At 64.1% G+C, this 15,675-nt stretch carries 14 protein-coding genes and 1 tRNA gene; 9 read left to right on the top strand and 6 right to left on the bottom strand.

The genetic code is table 11. The features are described from left to right. Nucleotides 1–73: 73 nt before the first annotated feature. Complete coding sequence (gene acnB / locus K8374_RS08205) at nucleotides 74–2,683, bottom strand: bifunctional aconitate hydratase 2/2-methylisocitrate dehydratase (protein WP_224459291.1); 2,610 nt, start codon at nucleotides 2,681–2,683, stop codon at nucleotides 74–76. Between the two features lie 405 nt (nucleotides 2,684–3,088). Between acnB and K8374_RS08210 the strand changes: the two genes are divergently transcribed. After that, a complete protein-coding gene (locus K8374_RS08210; RefSeq protein WP_224458605.1) occupies nucleotides 3,089–3,556 on the top strand; it encodes a DUF1289 domain-containing protein in 468 nt (155 codons plus the stop codon). A gap of 56 nt (nucleotides 3,557–3,612) precedes the next feature. Here K8374_RS08210 and queD read toward each other — a convergent pair whose 3' ends face one another. Next, nucleotides 3,613–3,969: a 6-carboxytetrahydropterin synthase QueD gene (gene queD / locus K8374_RS08215; protein ID WP_224458606.1), complete on the bottom strand. Its 357-nt coding sequence runs from the start codon at nucleotides 3,967–3,969 to the stop codon at nucleotides 3,613–3,615. Between the two features lie 230 nt (nucleotides 3,970–4,199). On the opposite strand from queD, the gene K8374_RS08220 reads away from it, so the two are divergent. The 5 genes from K8374_RS08220 to K8374_RS08240 all read left to right on the top strand — a co-directional run bounded on the left by K8374_RS08220 (nucleotide 4,200) and on the right by K8374_RS08240 (nucleotide 8,244). Next, the gene (locus K8374_RS08220) at nucleotides 4,200–4,508 is read left to right on the top strand and encodes a PepSY domain-containing protein (RefSeq protein ID WP_224458607.1); all 309 of its coding nucleotides are present in this window, start codon (nucleotides 4,200–4,202) and stop codon (nucleotides 4,506–4,508) included. Continuing rightward, nucleotides 4,508–4,822 carry a PepSY domain-containing protein gene (locus tag K8374_RS08225; RefSeq protein ID WP_224458608.1) on the top strand — a complete coding sequence of 105 codons (315 nt, stop codon included), beginning with the start codon at nucleotides 4,508–4,510 and terminating at the stop codon, nucleotides 4,820–4,822. The genes K8374_RS08220 and K8374_RS08225 overlap by 1 nt, the downstream gene beginning before the upstream one ends. Next, complete coding sequence (locus tag K8374_RS08230; protein ID WP_224458609.1) at nucleotides 4,823–5,491, top strand: response regulator transcription factor; 669 nt, start codon at nucleotides 4,823–4,825, stop codon at nucleotides 5,489–5,491. Beyond that, on the top strand, nucleotides 5,488–6,807 hold the full coding sequence (locus K8374_RS08235; protein ID WP_224458610.1) for a sensor histidine kinase: 1,320 nt from the start codon (nucleotides 5,488–5,490) through the stop codon (nucleotides 6,805–6,807). The genes K8374_RS08230 and K8374_RS08235 overlap by 4 nt, the downstream gene beginning before the upstream one ends. Before the next feature lie 279 nt (nucleotides 6,808–7,086). After that, entirely contained in the window at nucleotides 7,087–8,244 is a 1,158-nt protein-coding gene (locus tag K8374_RS08240; protein ID WP_224458611.1) for an HPP family protein, read from the top strand. Here K8374_RS08240 and K8374_RS08245 read toward each other — a convergent pair. Continuing rightward, entirely contained in the window at nucleotides 8,218–9,084 is an 867-nt protein-coding gene (locus tag K8374_RS08245; protein WP_224458612.1) for a LysR family transcriptional regulator, read from the bottom strand. The two genes, K8374_RS08240 and K8374_RS08245, sit on opposite strands and share 27 nt — an antisense overlap. 177 nt (nucleotides 9,085–9,261) lie before the next feature. Between K8374_RS08245 and K8374_RS08250 the strand changes: the two genes are divergently transcribed. After that, entirely contained in the window at nucleotides 9,262–11,151 is a 1,890-nt protein-coding gene (locus K8374_RS08250; RefSeq protein ID WP_224458613.1) for a propionyl-CoA synthetase, read from the top strand. 168 nt (nucleotides 11,152–11,319) lie between these two features. After that, nucleotides 11,320–12,840: an aldehyde dehydrogenase family protein gene (locus K8374_RS08255; protein ID WP_224458614.1), complete on the top strand. Its 1,521-nt coding sequence runs from the start codon at nucleotides 11,320–11,322 to the stop codon at nucleotides 12,838–12,840. A gap of 93 nt (nucleotides 12,841–12,933) precedes the next feature. Here K8374_RS08255 and K8374_RS08260 read toward each other — a convergent pair whose 3' ends face one another. Then, the gene (locus tag K8374_RS08260; RefSeq protein WP_224458615.1) at nucleotides 12,934–13,179 is read right to left on the bottom strand and encodes a DUF465 domain-containing protein; all 246 of its coding nucleotides are present in this window, start codon (nucleotides 13,177–13,179) and stop codon (nucleotides 12,934–12,936) included. Between the two features lie 283 nt (nucleotides 13,180–13,462). On the opposite strand from K8374_RS08260, the gene K8374_RS08265 reads away from it, so the two are divergent. Further along, a tRNA-Gln gene (locus K8374_RS08265) sits at nucleotides 13,463–13,537 on the top strand. Nucleotides 13,538–13,710: 173 nt separating this feature from the next. Here the strand turns inward: K8374_RS08265 and K8374_RS08270 are convergent. After that, on the bottom strand, nucleotides 13,711–14,859 hold the full coding sequence (locus tag K8374_RS08270; protein WP_224458616.1) for a M14-type cytosolic carboxypeptidase: 1,149 nt from the start codon (nucleotides 14,857–14,859) through the stop codon (nucleotides 13,711–13,713). 102 nt (nucleotides 14,860–14,961) lie between these two features. Further along, nucleotides 14,962–15,480: a DUF4880 domain-containing protein gene (locus K8374_RS08275; protein ID WP_224458617.1), complete on the bottom strand. Its 519-nt coding sequence runs from the start codon at nucleotides 15,478–15,480 to the stop codon at nucleotides 14,962–14,964. Between the last annotated feature and the right edge of the window lie 195 nt (nucleotides 15,481–15,675).

Consider the following 15,675-nt stretch of genomic DNA (forward strand, 5'->3'; position numbering starts at 1 on the left):
ATTGGCCCGGCATGGCCCACAAAAAAGCCCCGGCATCGCTGCCGGGGCTTTCGTTTACAGCGTACTGCTCAGCTTACGCCTGGACCACTGGGATCTTGGCGTTGGCTGCCGCTTCGCGGAACTCGGCGATCTGGTCGAAGCTCAGGTAGCGGTAGACGTCGGCAGCCATGCTGTCGATGTCCTTGGCGTACTGCAGGTACTCTTCGACGGTCGGCAGTTTGCCGAGGATCGAGGCAACCGCGGCCAGCTCGGCCGAAGCCAGGTAGACATTGGTAGCGTCGCCCAGGCGGTTCGGGAAGTTACGGGTCGAGGTGGAGACCACGGTCGAACCGGTCTGCACACGTGCCTGGTTACCCATGCACAGCGAGCAGCCTGGCATTTCCATGCGCGCACCGGCCTTGCCGTAGATGCCGTAGTAGCCTTCCTCGGTCAGCTGGTGGGCATCCATCTTGGTTGGCGGGGCCAGCCACAGACGGGTCGGGATACCGCCCTTGACCTTGTCCAGCAGCTTGCCGGCAGCGCGGAAGTGGCCGATGTTGGTCATGCACGAACCGATGAACACTTCGTCGATCTTGTCGCCGGCAACGGTGGACAGCAGGCGGGCGTCGTCCGGGTCGTTCGGCGCGCAGAGCACAGGCTCCTTGACGTCGGCCAGGTCGATCTCGATGACCGCGGCGTACTCGGCATCGGCGTCGGCGGACAGCAGCTGCGGCTTGGCCAGCCAGGCTTCCATCGCCTGGGCGCGGCGCTCCAGGGTGCGGGCGTCACCGTAGCCTTCGCTGATCATCCAGCGCAGCAGGGTGATGTTGGACTTCAGGTACTCGGCGATCGACTCTTCCGGCAGCTTGATGGTGCAACCGGCAGCGGAACGCTCGGCCGAGGCGTCGGACAGCTCGAAGGCTTGTTCGACGGTCAGCTCGTTGAGGCCTTCGATCTCCAGGATGCGGCCGGAGAAGATGTTCTTCTTGCCCTTCTTCTCGACAGTCAGCAGGCCCTGCTGGATGGCGTAGTAAGGGATGGCGTGGACCAGGTCACGCAGGGTGATGCCAGGCTGCAGCTTGCCCTTGAAGCGAACCAGGACCGACTCCGGCATGTCCAGCGGCATGACGCCGGTGGCGGCGGCGAAGGCCACCAGGCCGGAACCGGCCGGGAAGGAAATGCCGATCGGGAAGCGGGTGTGCGAGTCGCCGCCGGTGCCGACGGTGTCAGGCAGCAGCATGCGGTTCAGCCAGCTGTGGATGATGCCGTCGCCTGGACGCAGGGACACGCCGCCACGGGTGCGGATGAAATCCGGCAGGGTGTGGTGGGTGGTGACATCGATCGGCTTCGGATAGGCCGCGGTGTGGCAGAACGACTGCATGACCAGGTCGGCGGAGAAGCCCAGGCACGCCAGGTCCTTCAGCTCGTCGCGGGTCATCGGGCCGGTGGTGTCCTGGGATCCGACGGTGGTCATCTTCGGCTCGCAGTAGGCACCCGGGCGCACGCCCTGGCCTTCCGGCAGACCGCAGGCGCGGCCGACCATCTTCTGGGCCAGGGTGAAGCCCTTGCCGGTGTCGGCAGGCTGCTCTGGCTTCTTGAACAGGTCGGAAGCACCCAGGCCCAGTTCGGCACGGGCCTTCTCGGTCAGGCCGCGGCCGACGATCAGCGGGATACGGCCGCCAGCGCGGACTTCGTCGAGCAGGACTTCGGTCTTCAGTTCGAAGGTGGTGACCAGCTCGTCGCTACCATGACGACGGACTTCGCCCTTGAACGGATAGACGTCGATGACGTCACCCATGGCCAGGTTGGTGCAGTCGAATTCGATCGGCAGGGCGCCGGCGTCTTCCATGGTGTTGTAGAAGATCGGGGCGATCTTGGTGCCGAAGCAGAAGCCACCGGCGCGCTTGTTCGGCACGTACGGGATATCGTCGCCGAAGAACCACAGCACCGAGTTGGTGGCCGATTTACGCGAGGAGCCGGTGCCGACCACGTCGCCGACGTAGGCGACCGGGAAGCCTTTGGCCTTGACCGCTTCGATCTGGGCCAGTGGGCCGACCGAGCCTGGCTGCTGGGGTTCGATGCCGTCGCGGGCCATCTTCAGCATGGCCAGGGCGTGCAGCGGGATGTCAGGGCGCGACCAGGCGTCCGGGGCAGGGGACAGGTCGTCGGTGTTGGTTTCGCCAGGCACCTTGAACACGGTCAGGGTGTACTTGTCGGCGATGGCTGGGCGGGCGGTGAACCACTCGCCGGCAGCCCAGGATTCCAGGACGGCCTTGGCATTGGCGTTGCCGGCCTTGGCTTTCTCGGCCACGTCGTGGAAGGCATCGAACATCAGCAGGGTGTGCTTGAGCTGTTCGGCCGCGACGGCGCCCAGTTCGGCGTCATCCAGCAGCGCAACCAGCGTTTCGATGTTGTAGCCGCCCTGCATGGTACCCAGCAGTTCGGTGGCGTGCTTGCGGTCGATCAGCGGCGACTTGGCTTCGCCCTTGGCGACAGCGGAGAGGAAAGCGGCCTTGACGTAGGCGGCTTCGTCGACCCCTGGGGGAACGCGGTGGGTGATCAGGTCTACGAGGAAGGCTTCTTCGCCGGCCGGCGGGTTCTTCAGCAGCTCGACCAGGCCTGCAGTTTGTTCGGCGTTCAGCGGCTGGGGCACGATGCCCAGGGCGGCACGCTCTTCGATGTGTTTGCGGTAGGCTTCAAGCACAGTTATTACCCTCATCAGTGGTCCCTAAAGGGAGTCCGGGACGCTCATCCAGCATTCCCCGCACCCATGCGCAATCACGGCTTTTTGGGCCGCCCAGCCAGGGTCGCGGAGAATCCTTACAGAAGCTGCTTTCAAAGTTTTACGCCTGTAGAACGGTGAGCTGATGAGGGCTGGCGCGGGCCATGCACGGTGGCATGCCCCGGCCAACGCCGTTCTACCGGATGAACTGTGCTCGTGACGCTTTGAAAACAGCTTCCAACGGACATTGGTGCCTTGAAAAGGCGGTGTGATTCTACGGTAAAAACGGGACGAAAGTAAGGCGGCATATGTGACTTTAACGAGTGACCCTGGTTAGACAAAGGGCTAACATGGGCCGGTGTCCCGCCGTAAAGCCATCGCTCCTATATGTCCAACCAATCCATCAAGACGCCTTGCGTCGGCCTCTGCTCCACGGTCTATGGCGACCTGGTATGCCGCGGCTGCAAGCGCTTCCACCATGAAGTGATCCACTGGAACAGCTACGACGAGGACGAGAAGCGCGCCGTCTGGCTGCGCCTGGAACACCTGTTGGTGCAGGTGATGATGGCCAAGCTGGAGGTGTTCGACAAAACGCGCCTGCGTCAGCAACTGGAGCAGCGCTCCATCCGCTTTCTGGCGCACCAGTCCGAGTATTGCTGGGCCTACCAGTTGATCGCGCGCGGCGCCCGCATGATCCGCGACCTGGAGGCATACGGCATGGTCTTGTTGCCGGAGTTTCGCGATTGGGAGTTGCCGCAGTTGCGTGATGCCATCGACCGGGAGTTCTTCCTGCTCTCCGAGGCCCATTACCAGCGTTACATCGCGCCGTCGTTCCTCCACAGCGCCCTGGGCTAGGGGCGGCTTGCGCGAGCCGGTGAGGGGCTGGCGGAGATGACGGCGCGGGGCGCGGCTCACTCGCCGCTGTATTCGCAACCGCTGGTGCAGGTCTCGTGGATGCGGACCTTGGACAGCTCAGGCAGCAGCGGCTTGACCTGGTCCCAGATCCATTTGGCGATCACTTCGCTGGTGGGGTTTTCCAGGCCCGGGATGTCGTTCAGGTAGTTGTGGTCCAGCTGCTCGTAGATCGGCTTGAAGATCGCCTTGATCTCGGCGAAGTCGCGGATCCAGCCGGTATGCGGATCGAGCGGGCCGGTCAGGTGCAGGCCGACCTTGAACGAGTGGCCATGCAGGCGACCGCACTTGTGTCCGGCTGGGACGTTGGGCAGGCGGTGGGCCGATTCGAACGTAAATTCCTTGAAGATTTCCACGCTGTAGGACTCTTGAAAACAATGCTGGCCGGCAGTTTACCAGCATGCTCGTTACAAGGCTTGCAGCCGTTCGTGCAACCGCCCGGTGGCGATCAGCTCCAGACGCGTTGTAAAGGCGAAGTAACTGCAGACTGCGCTATCATCCCCCCGGCCTGTTTTCAGGTTCAATTAAGGACAACTGGTTAGTCTTTGCCCGTAGACAACTTGTACATCTCGATGGAGAGAGCCCAATGAAAACCTTGACTGCCCTGTTCACTGCCGCCGTGCTTGCCCTGGGTGCCAACGTTGCCCTGGCCAAGGATGTCCAGCCTGACGAAGTGATCAAGCTGGTGAATGCCAAGACCATCAAGTCCTTGGACGAACTCAAGGCCGCCGCCGTGGCCAAGCACCCAGGCGCCACCGTGACCGATTCGGAGCTCGAGGACGAGTACGGCCGCTACATCTACAAGGTCGAGCTGCGTGACAGCCAGAACGTCGAATGGGACGTGGACCTGGACGCCAAGACTGGTGAAGTCCTCAAGGACGAACGAGACAGCTGATGACCGATCTACCGCGAACGGTGCGCTACCTGGCGTTTGCGCTGTTGGCCGCCTGTTCGCTGGCCGCTGCACGTGACCTCGATCAGGATGAAGCCCTGGAGCTGCGGCAAAAGGGCATCATCCTGCCGCTGGAACAACTGCTCGAATCCGCCTTGGGGCGCTACCCCGGGGCGCGCCTTCTGGAAGCGGAGCTCGAAGAAAAGCACGAGCGCTACGAGTACGAGGTGGAACTGCTGACACCCGATGGCGTGGTCCGCGAGATCAAGCTGGACGCCCGCAACGGAATGCTGCTCAAAGACGAGGAAGACGACTGAATGCGCCTGCTGCTTGTCGAGGACAATGTCCCCTTGGCCGACGAACTGACCGTCAGCCTGCAGCGCCAGGGCTATGCCGTGGACTGGCTGGCGGATGGCCGCGATGCGGTGTACCAGGGCCAGAGCGAACCCTACGACCTGATCATCCTTGACCTCGGCCTGCCGGGGTTGCCCGGGCTCGACGTGCTGGCCCGATGGCGTGCCGCCAACCTGGCCACGCCGGTGCTGATCCTCACCGCGCGCGGCTCCTGGGCCGAGCGGATCGAAGGGCTCAAAGCCGGGGCCGACGACTACCTGACCAAACCCTTCCACCCCGAGGAGCTGCAGCTGCGCATCCAGGCGTTGTTGCGCCGCGCCCGTGGGCTGGCCAACCAGCCCACCCTCGAAGCGGCCGGCCTGCAGCTGGACGAAGGCCGCCAGTGTGTCAGCCGCGATGGCGTCGATATCCAGCTGACCGCCGCCGAGTTCCGCCTGCTGCGCTATTTCATGCTGCATCCGCAACAGGTGCTGTCCAAGAGCCACCTCGCCGAGCATCTCTATGACGGCGAGACCGAGCGCGATTCCAACGTCTTGGAGGTGCATGTCAACCACCTGCGACGCAAGCTGGGCCGCAGCGTGATCGAAACGCGACGCGGCCAGGGCTACGTATATGCCGGGAGCGCCGCGTGAAGTCGATCCAGGCGCGCCTGAGCCTTGGCCTGGTGGCGGTGCTGGTGGTGGTCGGGCTGGTCCTGGCCCAGCTGACCCTGTGGCTGTTCGAGGTCGGCCTGCAGCGCTACCTGGAGGCTGGCCTGCGCAAGGAAAGCGAGAACCTGCTGGTGGCGCTGGTACGCGGGCCCGCGGGGTTGCAACTGGACGAGCGGAGGATTTCCGCCGCCTACCAGCGCCCGTTTTCCGGTTACTACTTTCGCATCGACTTCGACCAGGGTACCTGGCGTTCCCGTTCGCTGTGGGACCTGGACATGCCCAAGCCGGCGGCGCCGGGCCTGGAGGACAGCCATGAGCTGGGGCCGGAAGGTCAGCAGCTGCTGGCCCTGCGCGCCGACTACCGGCGGCTGGGCCAGGATATTTCGATCAGTGTGGCCCAGGACTATTCGCCGATACGCGACGGCTTTCGGCGCATGCAGCAGATCGGCCTGGGCATGGGCTTGGTAGCCCTGCTGCTGGTGCTGGTATTGCAGCGCATCACCGTGACCCGGTCGTTGCGCCCGCTGGAGCGCGCCCGCCAGCAGATCGCCCAGTTGCAGCAAGGCCAGCGCTCGCAGCTCGACGCCCAGGTGCCCAGCGAGCTGCAACCCTTGGTGGACCAGATCAACCACTTGCTGGCCCATACCGAGGACAGCCTGCGCCGTTCGCGCAATGCCCTGGGCAATCTCGGCCATGCCCTGAAGACCCCTCTGGCGGTGCTGCTCAGCCTGGCCGCCAGCGAACGGTTGAAAGACCTGCCGGATGTTCGCGAGCCATTGCGTGAACAACTGGAGCAGATCCAGCAGCGCTTGTCCCGTGAACTCAACCGCGCACGCCTGGCCGGCGATGCGCTGCCAGGCGCCCAGTTCGACTGCGACGCCGAATTGCCCGGGCTGCTGGCCACGCTCGGGATGATCCACGGCGAAGGCCTGCAGCTTGCGCGCGACGTGCCGCCCGGGCTGTTGCTGCCGTGGGATCGCGAAGACCTGCTGGAGCTGCTCGGCAACCTGCTGGACAACGCCTGCAAGTGGGCCGACAGCGAGGTGCGCCTGGGCATCGCGCCGAGCGCCGATGGCTACCAGCTGTGGGTGGACGACGATGGCCCCGGCATTCCCGAGCAGGCACGCCTGCAGGTGCTCGAGCGCGGCTCTCGGCTGGACGAGCAGGTCGACGGGCATGGCCTGGGGCTTGGCATCGTGCGCGATATCGTCGAGGCCTGGGGCGGCACCCTGGCGCTGCTGGAAAGCCCCATGGGCGGCCTGCGGGTCAGCATCGACCTGCCGCGCAAGGGGCGTTGACGCTCGGCATCGCCCAGTGGCCAATCGCAGGGCAAGTCCGCTCCTGCAAGGTGCGGCGTTGCCGCCCAAATCGGTGCGGCACTACAAAAAAATTGCAGTCCAGCCGCATTTTTTTGAATTGGCCCCTTGCCAGCCCACCCGGCACAATCGCCGCCATGAAACCTCCCGGTTTCCATCTCCACGGACGGAATCATTAAGCTATTGCCATCCGCAATACCGGGCCCAGGCCGATTTGGCCGGGCTTTCTTTTTAACCAGAAGAACACGATCGATCGCCTTGATGTCTGCCTCGCGTCCTGAAAGCCGTTTGCAGCGCCTGCTGCCTGCTCCCTTGAACATCCCCCCCAAAGAATGGCTGCGTGCCGGTCTCGGTGCGCTACTCGGCCTGTTCCTGGCCGGCACCCTGTGTAGCATGGTCTTTGGCCCCTCGGTCGCCTTGCATCTGCTCGGCCCGCTGGCCGCCTCGGCGGTGCTGGTGTTCGCCGTGCATTCCGGCCCGCTGGCCCAGCCCTGGCCGGTACTGGGCAGCTATGCCGTGGCCGGTGCGGTGGGCCTGGCCATGCGTCATGGCTTCGGCGCCGAGCTGTGGGTGGCCGCAGCCGCCCTGGGCGTGTCGATCCTGCTGATGTGCCTGCTGCGCTGCCTGCACCCGCCCGGTGGCGCGGTGGCGGCTGGCGCGGTGCTGGCCGACCCAGGCCTGGTGGCGCTGGGCAACCATCTGCTCGAGCCGATCCTGTTGCACGCGCTGATCCTGGTCACGGTGGGGGTGTGCTACAACCGCCTAACCGGCGTGCGCTACCCCAAGGGGCCGTTGCCACGCAAGGACCTGCACCACACCCACGACCCGCTGCCCAGCGAGCGGGTAGGGGTGAACAGCGAAGACCTGGATGTGGCTCTGGAAGAACTGGGCGAGTTCGTCGACGTCACCCGCGATGAACTCGAACGTATCATCCTGGCCACCGAGCAGCATGCCTTGCAACGCAGCTTGGGCGGCATCACCGCGGCCTCGGTGATGTCCCGCGACGTGCAGTTCGCTTCGCCGGCCACCACCCTGGAGCAGGCCTGGAAGATGCTTTCGAGCCATCACCTCAAGACCCTGCCGGTGCTCGACAGCGGCCGCCTGGTGGGCATCGTCAGCTTGAGCGACCTGGTGGGCCCGGCCATGGCCCGTGCGCGCTTCAGCTGGCGAGGGATGTTCCGCCGCCAAGCGGTACGAATGGAACAGGTGATGAGCCGGCGGGTGATCAGCGTCAGCAGCCAGCACCCGCTGGATCGCTTGTTGCCGCTGCTCAGCGACCACGGCCTGCATTGCCTGCCGGTGCTGGATGACGATCATCTGGTGGGGGTGATCACCCAGACCGACCTGATCGCCGGCCTCAAGCGGCATCTGCTCAATGCCGCCGCGCAACGTTCAGATAACCGGGTCCCAGCGCTGTGACCAATCGCTGTCGCCGGCTGCCACCAGCCGGCGCAGCACGCTGAAGGCCTGTTGCAGGGCTTCGCTGTCACGCTTGCGGGCATAGACCAGGAAGGTCGGGTAGGTGAACTCCGGCGCCTGCGGCACCCGCTCGACCACCCCGCGCTCCAGGTAGGCCTGCACCACCCGGGTGCGGAAGTAGCCGCTGCCGCCCTGGTCGAGGATGAACTGCAGCGCCAGCGGGCCGAGGTTGAAGCTCAGTGCCGGGCGCGCGCAGTCGGGCAGGGCCGCGTCGTGCTGGCGGCGGAAGGCCTCGCCCCAGTCGATGTAGATGTAAGGGTCGGGGTGGCCGACCCGGCGCACGCGGATCAGCTTTTCCTCCATCAACTGCTCCACCTGCAACCCAGGGCCGTAGGTCGGCTGGTACACCAGCGCAGCGTCGAGCAGGCCCATCTCCACCTTGCGCAGCAATGACTCGCCGTCGCTCACTTCGCTGCGAATGGCATGGCTGGGCAGTTCATGGTGCAGCGCGCTGACCCAGTCGAGCATCATCGGGTTGGCCAGGCTCACTTCGCCGCCTACGTGCAGCACTTGCCGGCAGCCCTGGGGCAGCGGCAGGTCGCGGCGCGCTGCTTCCCAGGTCTGCACCATCTGGTTGGCGTAGATCACGAAGGCCTCGCCATCGCTGGTCAAGCTGGCGCCGTTGCGGCTGCGCACGAACAACTGGCAGCCCAGTTGCTGCTCCAGGCGCTGCACCCTTGCGGTGATTGCCGTCTGCGACACGAACAGGCGTTCGGCGGCGGCGACCAGGCTGCCGCAGCGCACGATTTCCAGGAAGGTACGGGCCTGATCGATATCCATTGAAACGGCTCTGTGGCTGACGGGAGGCCTATTCTAGGCGTTTGCACCGCAATGGGGCGACTGCCCCGTGCAATCTTGCATATCGGTTGCGACTTAAGTCCGATGGCGAGGGTGGGGTAGCGGTCCATACTCCAGGTTCGCCCTTCAATAACAACAAGTATCGGGTTGCAGACCACCATGACCTACCAGCACAGCTACGCCCATTCCATCGCCGACCCCGCCGCCTTCTGGGCCGAACAGGCCGACCACCTGGCCTGGTACCGCAAGCCCTCGCTGACCCTGCAGGACAACCCCGACGGTACCCACCGCTGGTTCGCCGATGGCCGCCTGAACAGCTGCTACCTGGCCCTGGATCACCAGATCGAGCAAGGTCGGGGCGAGCAGGTGGCGCTGATCTACGACTCGCCCGTGACCGGCGTGCAACAGACGTTCACCTACAACCAGTTGCGCGACGAAGTGGCACGCCTGGCAGGTCTGCTGCGACAGCTGGGTGTGAGCAAGGGGGATGGCGTGATCATCTACATGCCCATGGTGCCCCAGGCGGCCATGGCCATGCTGGCCTGTGCACGGATCGGTGCGGTGCATTCGGTGGTGTTCGGCGGCTTTGCTGCCAACGAGCTGGCCTTGCGTATCGACGATGCCCGGCCCGCGCTGCTGCTCACCGCGTCCTGCGGGCTGGAGTTCGACCGGGTGATCGAATACAAGCCGCTGGTCGACCGCGCGCTGCAACTGGCCAGGCACCAGCCGCGCCACGTGCTGGTGCTGCAGCGCCCCCAGGCGCGTGCCAGCTTGCAGCCAGGGCGCGACCTGGACTGGCACGCGGCGTTGGCCGGTGTCGAGCCGGTGCCGCCGGTGGAACTGGAGGCTGGTGACCCGCTGTACATCATGTACACCTCCGGCACCACCGGCAAACCCAAGGGCATCGTGCGCGAGAACGGCGGCAATGCCGTCGCGCTGTGCTATGCCATGCGCCATGTCTACGGAATGCAGGCCGGTGACGTGTGGTGGGGGATTTCCGACGTGGGCTGGGTGGTCGGCCATTCGCTGATCGTCTACGGGCCGCTGATGAGCGGCTGCACCACGGTCTTCTACGAAGGCAAGCCGATCCGCACGCCGGACGCATCGGCCTACTGGCGCGTGGTGGAGCAGTACAAGGTCAACGGCCTGTTCTGTGCGCCCACCGCCATGCGCGCGATCCGCAAGGAAGACCCAGAAGGTGAGCTCATCCGCCGCCACGACCTGAGCTCGCTGCGCCAGCTGTTCCTGGCTGGGGAGAAGCTCGACTCCAGTACCCATCAATGGCTGGAGCGTGTCAGCGGCAAGGCGGTACACGACCATTGGTGGCAAACCGAAACCGGCTGGCCGGTCACCGCACCTTGCGCAGGTCTGGAAGGCAGCGCAGCGCGCCCGGGGTCGAGCAACCGCGCGGTGCCGGGTTACCACGTGCAGGTGCTCGACGACGAAGGCCGACCACTGGGGCCGAACCAGCAGGGCGCCATCGTCATTGCGCTGCCCTTGCCGCCAGGTTGCAGCCAGACCTTGTGGGGTGACCATGCGCGCTATCTGCAGGCCTATCTACAGAGCTATCCGGGCTACTACCACACCGGCGACGGTGGCTACCTGGACGAGGATGGCTTCGTCTACATCATGGGGCGCACCGACGATGTGATCAACGTCTCCGGCCATCGCCTGTCCACCGGTGAGATGGAGGACCTGGTGGCGCGCCACCCGGCGGTGGCCGAGTGCGCGGTGATCGGCGTGCATGACCAGATCAAGGGCCAGGTGCCCTTGGCGCTGGTGGTGCTCAAGGATGGCGAGGGTGTCACCGAGCAGCAATTGCAGGCCGAGCTGGTGGCCAACGTGCGTGAGCAGATCGGCGCGCTGGCTTGCTTCAACCAGGTGCGCCTCGTTAAACGCCTGCCCAAGACTCGCTCGGGCAAGATCCTGCGGGCCGTATTGCGCAAGATTGCCGACGGGCAGGACTACGTGCCGCCGTCGACCCTGGACGACCCGGCAGTGCTGGGAGAAATCGAAGGCGTGCTGGCGGACTTGCCCCGGGCAGGATGATGAAGGGCATACCACTTCTGTAGAGCGGGGCTTGCTCCGCGATTGCTTTTATAAGCTGAACTTGTTTTTGAAATACGATAAATCGATTTTCCTTATTTTTTCCAACTTGCTTCCATGCATGCCAAGGATCACTCCTAAAAACAACGGACAAAAACCAGGAGCCACATCATGCGTTACGCACATCCGGGTACCGAAGGCGCGAAAATCACCTTCAAGAGCCGCTACGGCAACTACATCGGCGGTGAGTTCGTTCCTCCGGTCAAGGGTGAATACTTCACCAACACCTCGCCGGTGAACGGCCAGCCGATCGCCGAATTCCCCCGTTCCACCGCCGAGGACATCGACAAGGCCCTCGACGCCGCCCACGCCGCCGCCGATGCCTGGGGCCGCACCTCGGTGCAAGACCGCTCGAATGTGCTGCTGCGCATCGCCGACCGCATCGAACAGAACCTGGAAATCCTGGCCATCACCGAGACCTGGGACAACGGCAAGCCGATCCGTGAAACCCTCAACGCCGACATCCCTCTGGCCGTGGACCACTTCCGCTACTTCGCCGGCTGCATCCGCGCCCAGGAAGGCGGCGCCGCCGAGATCAACGAAAACACCGTGGCCTACCACATCCACGAGCCGCTGGGCGTGGTCGGGCAGATCATCCCGTGGAACTTCCCGCTGTTGATGGCCGCCTGGAAGCTGGCCCCGGCCCTGGCCGCCGGCAACTGCGTGGTGCTCAAGCCTGCCGAGCAGACCCCGCTGGGCATCACCGTGCTGCTCGAGCTGATCGGCGACCTGCTGCCCAAGGGCGTGCTCAACGTGGTGCAAGGCTTCGGCCGCGAGGCCGGCGAGGCCCTGGCCACCAGCAAGCGCATCGCCAAGATCGCCTTCACCGGCTCCACGCCAGTGGGCTCGCACATCATGAAATGCGCCGCCGAGAACATCATCCCGTCCACCGTGGAGCTGGGCGGCAAGTCGCCGAACGTGTACTTCGAGGACATCATGCAGGCCGAGCCGGCCTTCATCGACAAGGCCGCCGAAGGCATGGTGCTGGCGTTCTTCAACCAGGGCGAGGTGTGCACCTGCCCATCGCGTGCGCTGGTCCAGGAGTCGATCTACGACGAATTCATGCAGGTGGTGATGAAGAAGGTCCTGCAGATCAAGCGCGGCGACCCGCTGGACACCGACACCATGGTTGGCGCCCAGGCCTCGCAGCAACAGTTCGAGAAAATCCTCTCCTACCTGGAGATCGCCCAGAAGGAAGGCGCCGAGCTGCTGACCGGGGGCAAGGTGGAGAAACTCGAAGGCAGCTTGGCCACCGGCTATTACATCCAGCCGACCCTGCTCAAGGGCAACAACCGCATGCGCGTGTTCCAGGAGGAGATCTTCGGCCCGGTGGTCAGCGTCACCACCTTCAAGGACGAGGCCGAGGCCCTGGCCATCGCCAACGACACCGAGTTCGGCCTCGGCGCAGGCGTCTGGACCCGTGACATCAACCGCGCCTACCGCATGGGCCGCGGCATCAAGGCCGGCCGCGTATGGACCAACTGCTACCACCTGTACCCGGCCCATGCCGCGTTCGGGGGCTACAAGAAATCCGGCGTGGGCCGTGAGACGCACAAGATGATGCTCGACCACTACCAGCAGACCAAGAACCTGCTGGTGAGCTACGACATCAATCCGTTGGGCTTCTTCTAAACGGGCATCGCGGGGCCAGCCCGTTCCTACAGGTGGCAGCACGTTCCCTGTAGGAACGGCCTTGTGCCGCGATGGGCCGCGCAGCGGCCCCCACTATTTGTTGTGGCGCTCCAACTGCCGCTCGATCATGTACTTCACCGCCAGGCGGCGCTCCTTGAGCCGATGCAGGTCATCGTCACTGACATTGCCAGCCGAGATCGCTTCGGCGGCCAGCACCTGGTTGTCGATGTCCATGTATTCATCCAGCAACCGGTCCAGCTCCTTGTCCTGTTGGCGCCGCTGCTGGACGATTTCGCGGGGGTAGTGAAGGTCCTGGTAGAGGTCATGGGAAACTGGCATGGCGCCCTCCTTGTGATGCGCAGGCTTTGCTTACCTGATTGGAATGAAGGAAGTCGCGGTTGTTGAAGCGAGGCCGGGAAAATGCGACGGATGGCAATGCCACGGCTGATCGAAACCAAGGGGAAAGGACTAACTTGCTGTTTTAAGGCATTTTTTTTCACCTTGGGGGTTCCCAGGTGAGAAGACTGTTGGTATAGTGCCGGCCATTCCAGCACAGCGACCCAGCGTTGTTGTCAGTGAGTCTTCAGAGCGACAGTGCGCAGGCATTCGTCGTATCCGATACAGGGGCGTCGCCAAGCGGTAAGGCAGCAGGTTTTGATCCTGCCATGCGTTGGTTCGAATCCAGCCGCCCCTGCCATTTTTCTCTTCCTTGTTCTCGTCATTCCTTTGCGTTCAGACGTTACTTTCCTTTCTCGTCTTCCAGTCTGCCTTGTGGCGTCAATCCGTCCGCATCGCGGGACAAGCCCGCTCCTACAAAGGGCAACGCTGACCCTGTAGGAGCGGGCTTGTCCCGCGATTGCGTCAGGTCATTCAGCGCAGATCCTTGACCATCTTCCCCAAGGTCTCCAGTACAGCACCTGCCAGCGCCTTGGAGCGTTCACCCGACCACCCGGTGACGGGGTTGGGCGCATCGTCATGGTCCTTGAACGGCATTTCCAAGGTCAGTGACAGGCAGTCATAAGCCTGGCCCACGGCGTTGCACGCCAAGGTCATGTTGGCCTGGCCCGGTTCGTCGCGGGTATAGCCGTGCACGGTCTGGAAGTCTGGCGTCACGCTGCACAGCGTGCTGCGGAACTGCTCCTCGAGCTTCGCCAGGCGCGGGGTGTAGCCGGGGTTACCCTCGCAGGCGGCGGTGAACACATGGGGGATTTCCTCGTCGCCATGGACGTCGATGAAGGCATCCACCCCGTACTGCTTCATCTGCGATTGGGCGAAGAACACCTCGGGGCTGAACTCGACACTGGCGTCTTGCCAGGCGCGGTTGAGGTCCTTGCCCTTGAAGTTGGTGCGCAGGTGGCCCAGGAAGGCGCCGTCGGGGTTCATGTTGGGGATCAGGTACAGGTCGGCCTCGGCCAGCAGCGCCTGGACGGTACCATCATTGGCGTGCAGGCGGTCGATCACGCCCTCCATGAACCACTCGGCCATGTGCTCGCCTGGGTGCTGCTGGGCGATCAGCCAGATCTTGCGCTTGCCGGCTGCGCCATCGCCTGCACGCAGCAGTGGGATATCGCGACCTTGCACACTGCGCCCGCAGGCCAGCAATTCGACGCCGGGCAATTGCCTGGCGCGTTCGATCAATTGATTGTGGCGTGCGCGCGGGTAGGGTTCGAAATAGGCGAACCAGGCCTGTTCCTGCTGTGCTGCGAATTCGAAGCTCAGCGCCTTGCCGTCGAACTGGCTGGGTACGCGGAACCAGGTCTGCTGGTCGTAGGAGGCCACGGCGTGGTAGCCGGCCCAGGCATTCTTGTAGGAGGACTGATGGGCGTTGTCCAGGCTGAAGCGGTGGGTCTGGCCTGGTGTCAGGCCGCTGGCCTTGAAGTGGAACCACTGGAAGTGGCCGCTATGGGTGTCGGGACGGATGGCCAGGTGCACCCGGGTCGGGTCGCTGGTGTCCAGTACCTGAATGTTGCCGGAATCGAAATCGCAGTCGATGTGCAGCGGGGACAGCGTCACGGTCATTGCCAGGCTCCTGTGGCTTTGTTGTGTCGCTACTGTACACCTGCCGGTGTAATGCCTGGGCAGTGAATTTACCGAAACACCTGTAGGAGCAGCCTTGCGCCGCTACAAGGGATAGAGGCCCAGTACGAGGAGCGCAGCGGCACCGAGGCCGACGGCAATCGAACACCCACCCAGCGACAGCGCCGCCCGGCCATGCCGGTACCAGCCGTCATGGCCCAGCTGGCGAGCCGGGGCGAGCAGGCTGCGCCAGCGCAGTTCGGTGTCGTGGAAAGCGCGCAGGTGCTCGGGGGCGGCATCCAGCCAGCGGCGGAAGTCGATGCGTTCGCTGGCGGTGGCTTGCGGGCTTTGCAAGCGTACGTACCATTGGCCAGCGATGCAGGCCAGGGCATCGCCTGAAGCGCACGTAACCTGCAGCGCCTGGTTCATGTGACGTTCTATCGCCAGCAGGGACAAATCAAGGTGTTCGGCGATATCGGCGAAGCCGAGCCGGTCGAGGCGGCTGAGCAGGAAGACTTGCTGCACGCGACGCGGCAGGCGCTTGAGCCGATGGAGCAGGGCGCCTTCGGCGGCAGAGTGGAGGACGGAAGTGCCCTGTTCAACGGGCAATAGCAGACGGGGCATGGACAGCTCCTTGCTCGATGGGGGAGGGGGCATCATCCATGATGCGCAAGCAGCTTAATCTTAACGATAGTGATTCTCAAGTGCTGATTGCGCAAAACGTTGTTACAGCCGTTCACGAATTGACACACCTTTGCTATCATCGCGGCCATCATGCGGTAATCGATCTTCATTAGCCTGAAGAGCCAAAAAAAAGAC

It is taken from the genome of Pseudomonas sp. p1(2021b) (genome assembly GCF_020151015.1).
In the GTDB taxonomy this organism is placed as follows: Bacteria; Pseudomonadota; Gammaproteobacteria; order Pseudomonadales; family Pseudomonadaceae; genus Aquipseudomonas; species Aquipseudomonas putida_K.

Bases quoted from the DNA above. Each gene is read 5' to 3' on its own strand.
- K8374_RS08270 (WP_224458616.1), bottom strand. From the start codon at position 14,859: ATGACCGTGACGCTGTCCCCGCTGCACATCGACTGCGATTTCGATTCC.
- K8374_RS08210 (WP_224458605.1), top strand. From the start codon at position 3,089: ATGTCCAACCAATCCATCAAGACGCCTTGCGTCGGCCTCTGCTCCACG.
- K8374_RS08245 (WP_224458612.1), bottom strand. From the start codon at position 9,084: ATGGATATCGATCAGGCCCGTACCTTCCTGGAAATCGTGCGCTGCGGC.
- K8374_RS08225 (WP_224458608.1), top strand. From the start codon at position 4,508: ATGACCGATCTACCGCGAACGGTGCGCTACCTGGCGTTTGCGCTGTTG.
- K8374_RS08255 (WP_224458614.1), top strand. From the start codon at position 11,320: ATGCGTTACGCACATCCGGGTACCGAAGGCGCGAAAATCACCTTCAAG.
- K8374_RS08260 (WP_224458615.1), bottom strand. From the start codon at position 13,179: ATGCCAGTTTCCCATGACCTCTACCAGGACCTTCACTACCCCCGCGAA.
- K8374_RS08275 (WP_224458617.1), bottom strand. From the start codon at position 15,480: ATGCCCCGTCTGCTATTGCCCGTTGAACAGGGCACTTCCGTCCTCCAC.
- K8374_RS08230 (WP_224458609.1), top strand. From the start codon at position 4,823: ATGCGCCTGCTGCTTGTCGAGGACAATGTCCCCTTGGCCGACGAACTG.
- K8374_RS08220 (WP_224458607.1), top strand. From the start codon at position 4,200: ATGAAAACCTTGACTGCCCTGTTCACTGCCGCCGTGCTTGCCCTGGGT.
- K8374_RS08250 (WP_224458613.1), top strand. From the start codon at position 9,262: ATGACCTACCAGCACAGCTACGCCCATTCCATCGCCGACCCCGCCGCC.
- K8374_RS08240 (WP_224458611.1), top strand. From the start codon at position 7,087: ATGTCTGCCTCGCGTCCTGAAAGCCGTTTGCAGCGCCTGCTGCCTGCT.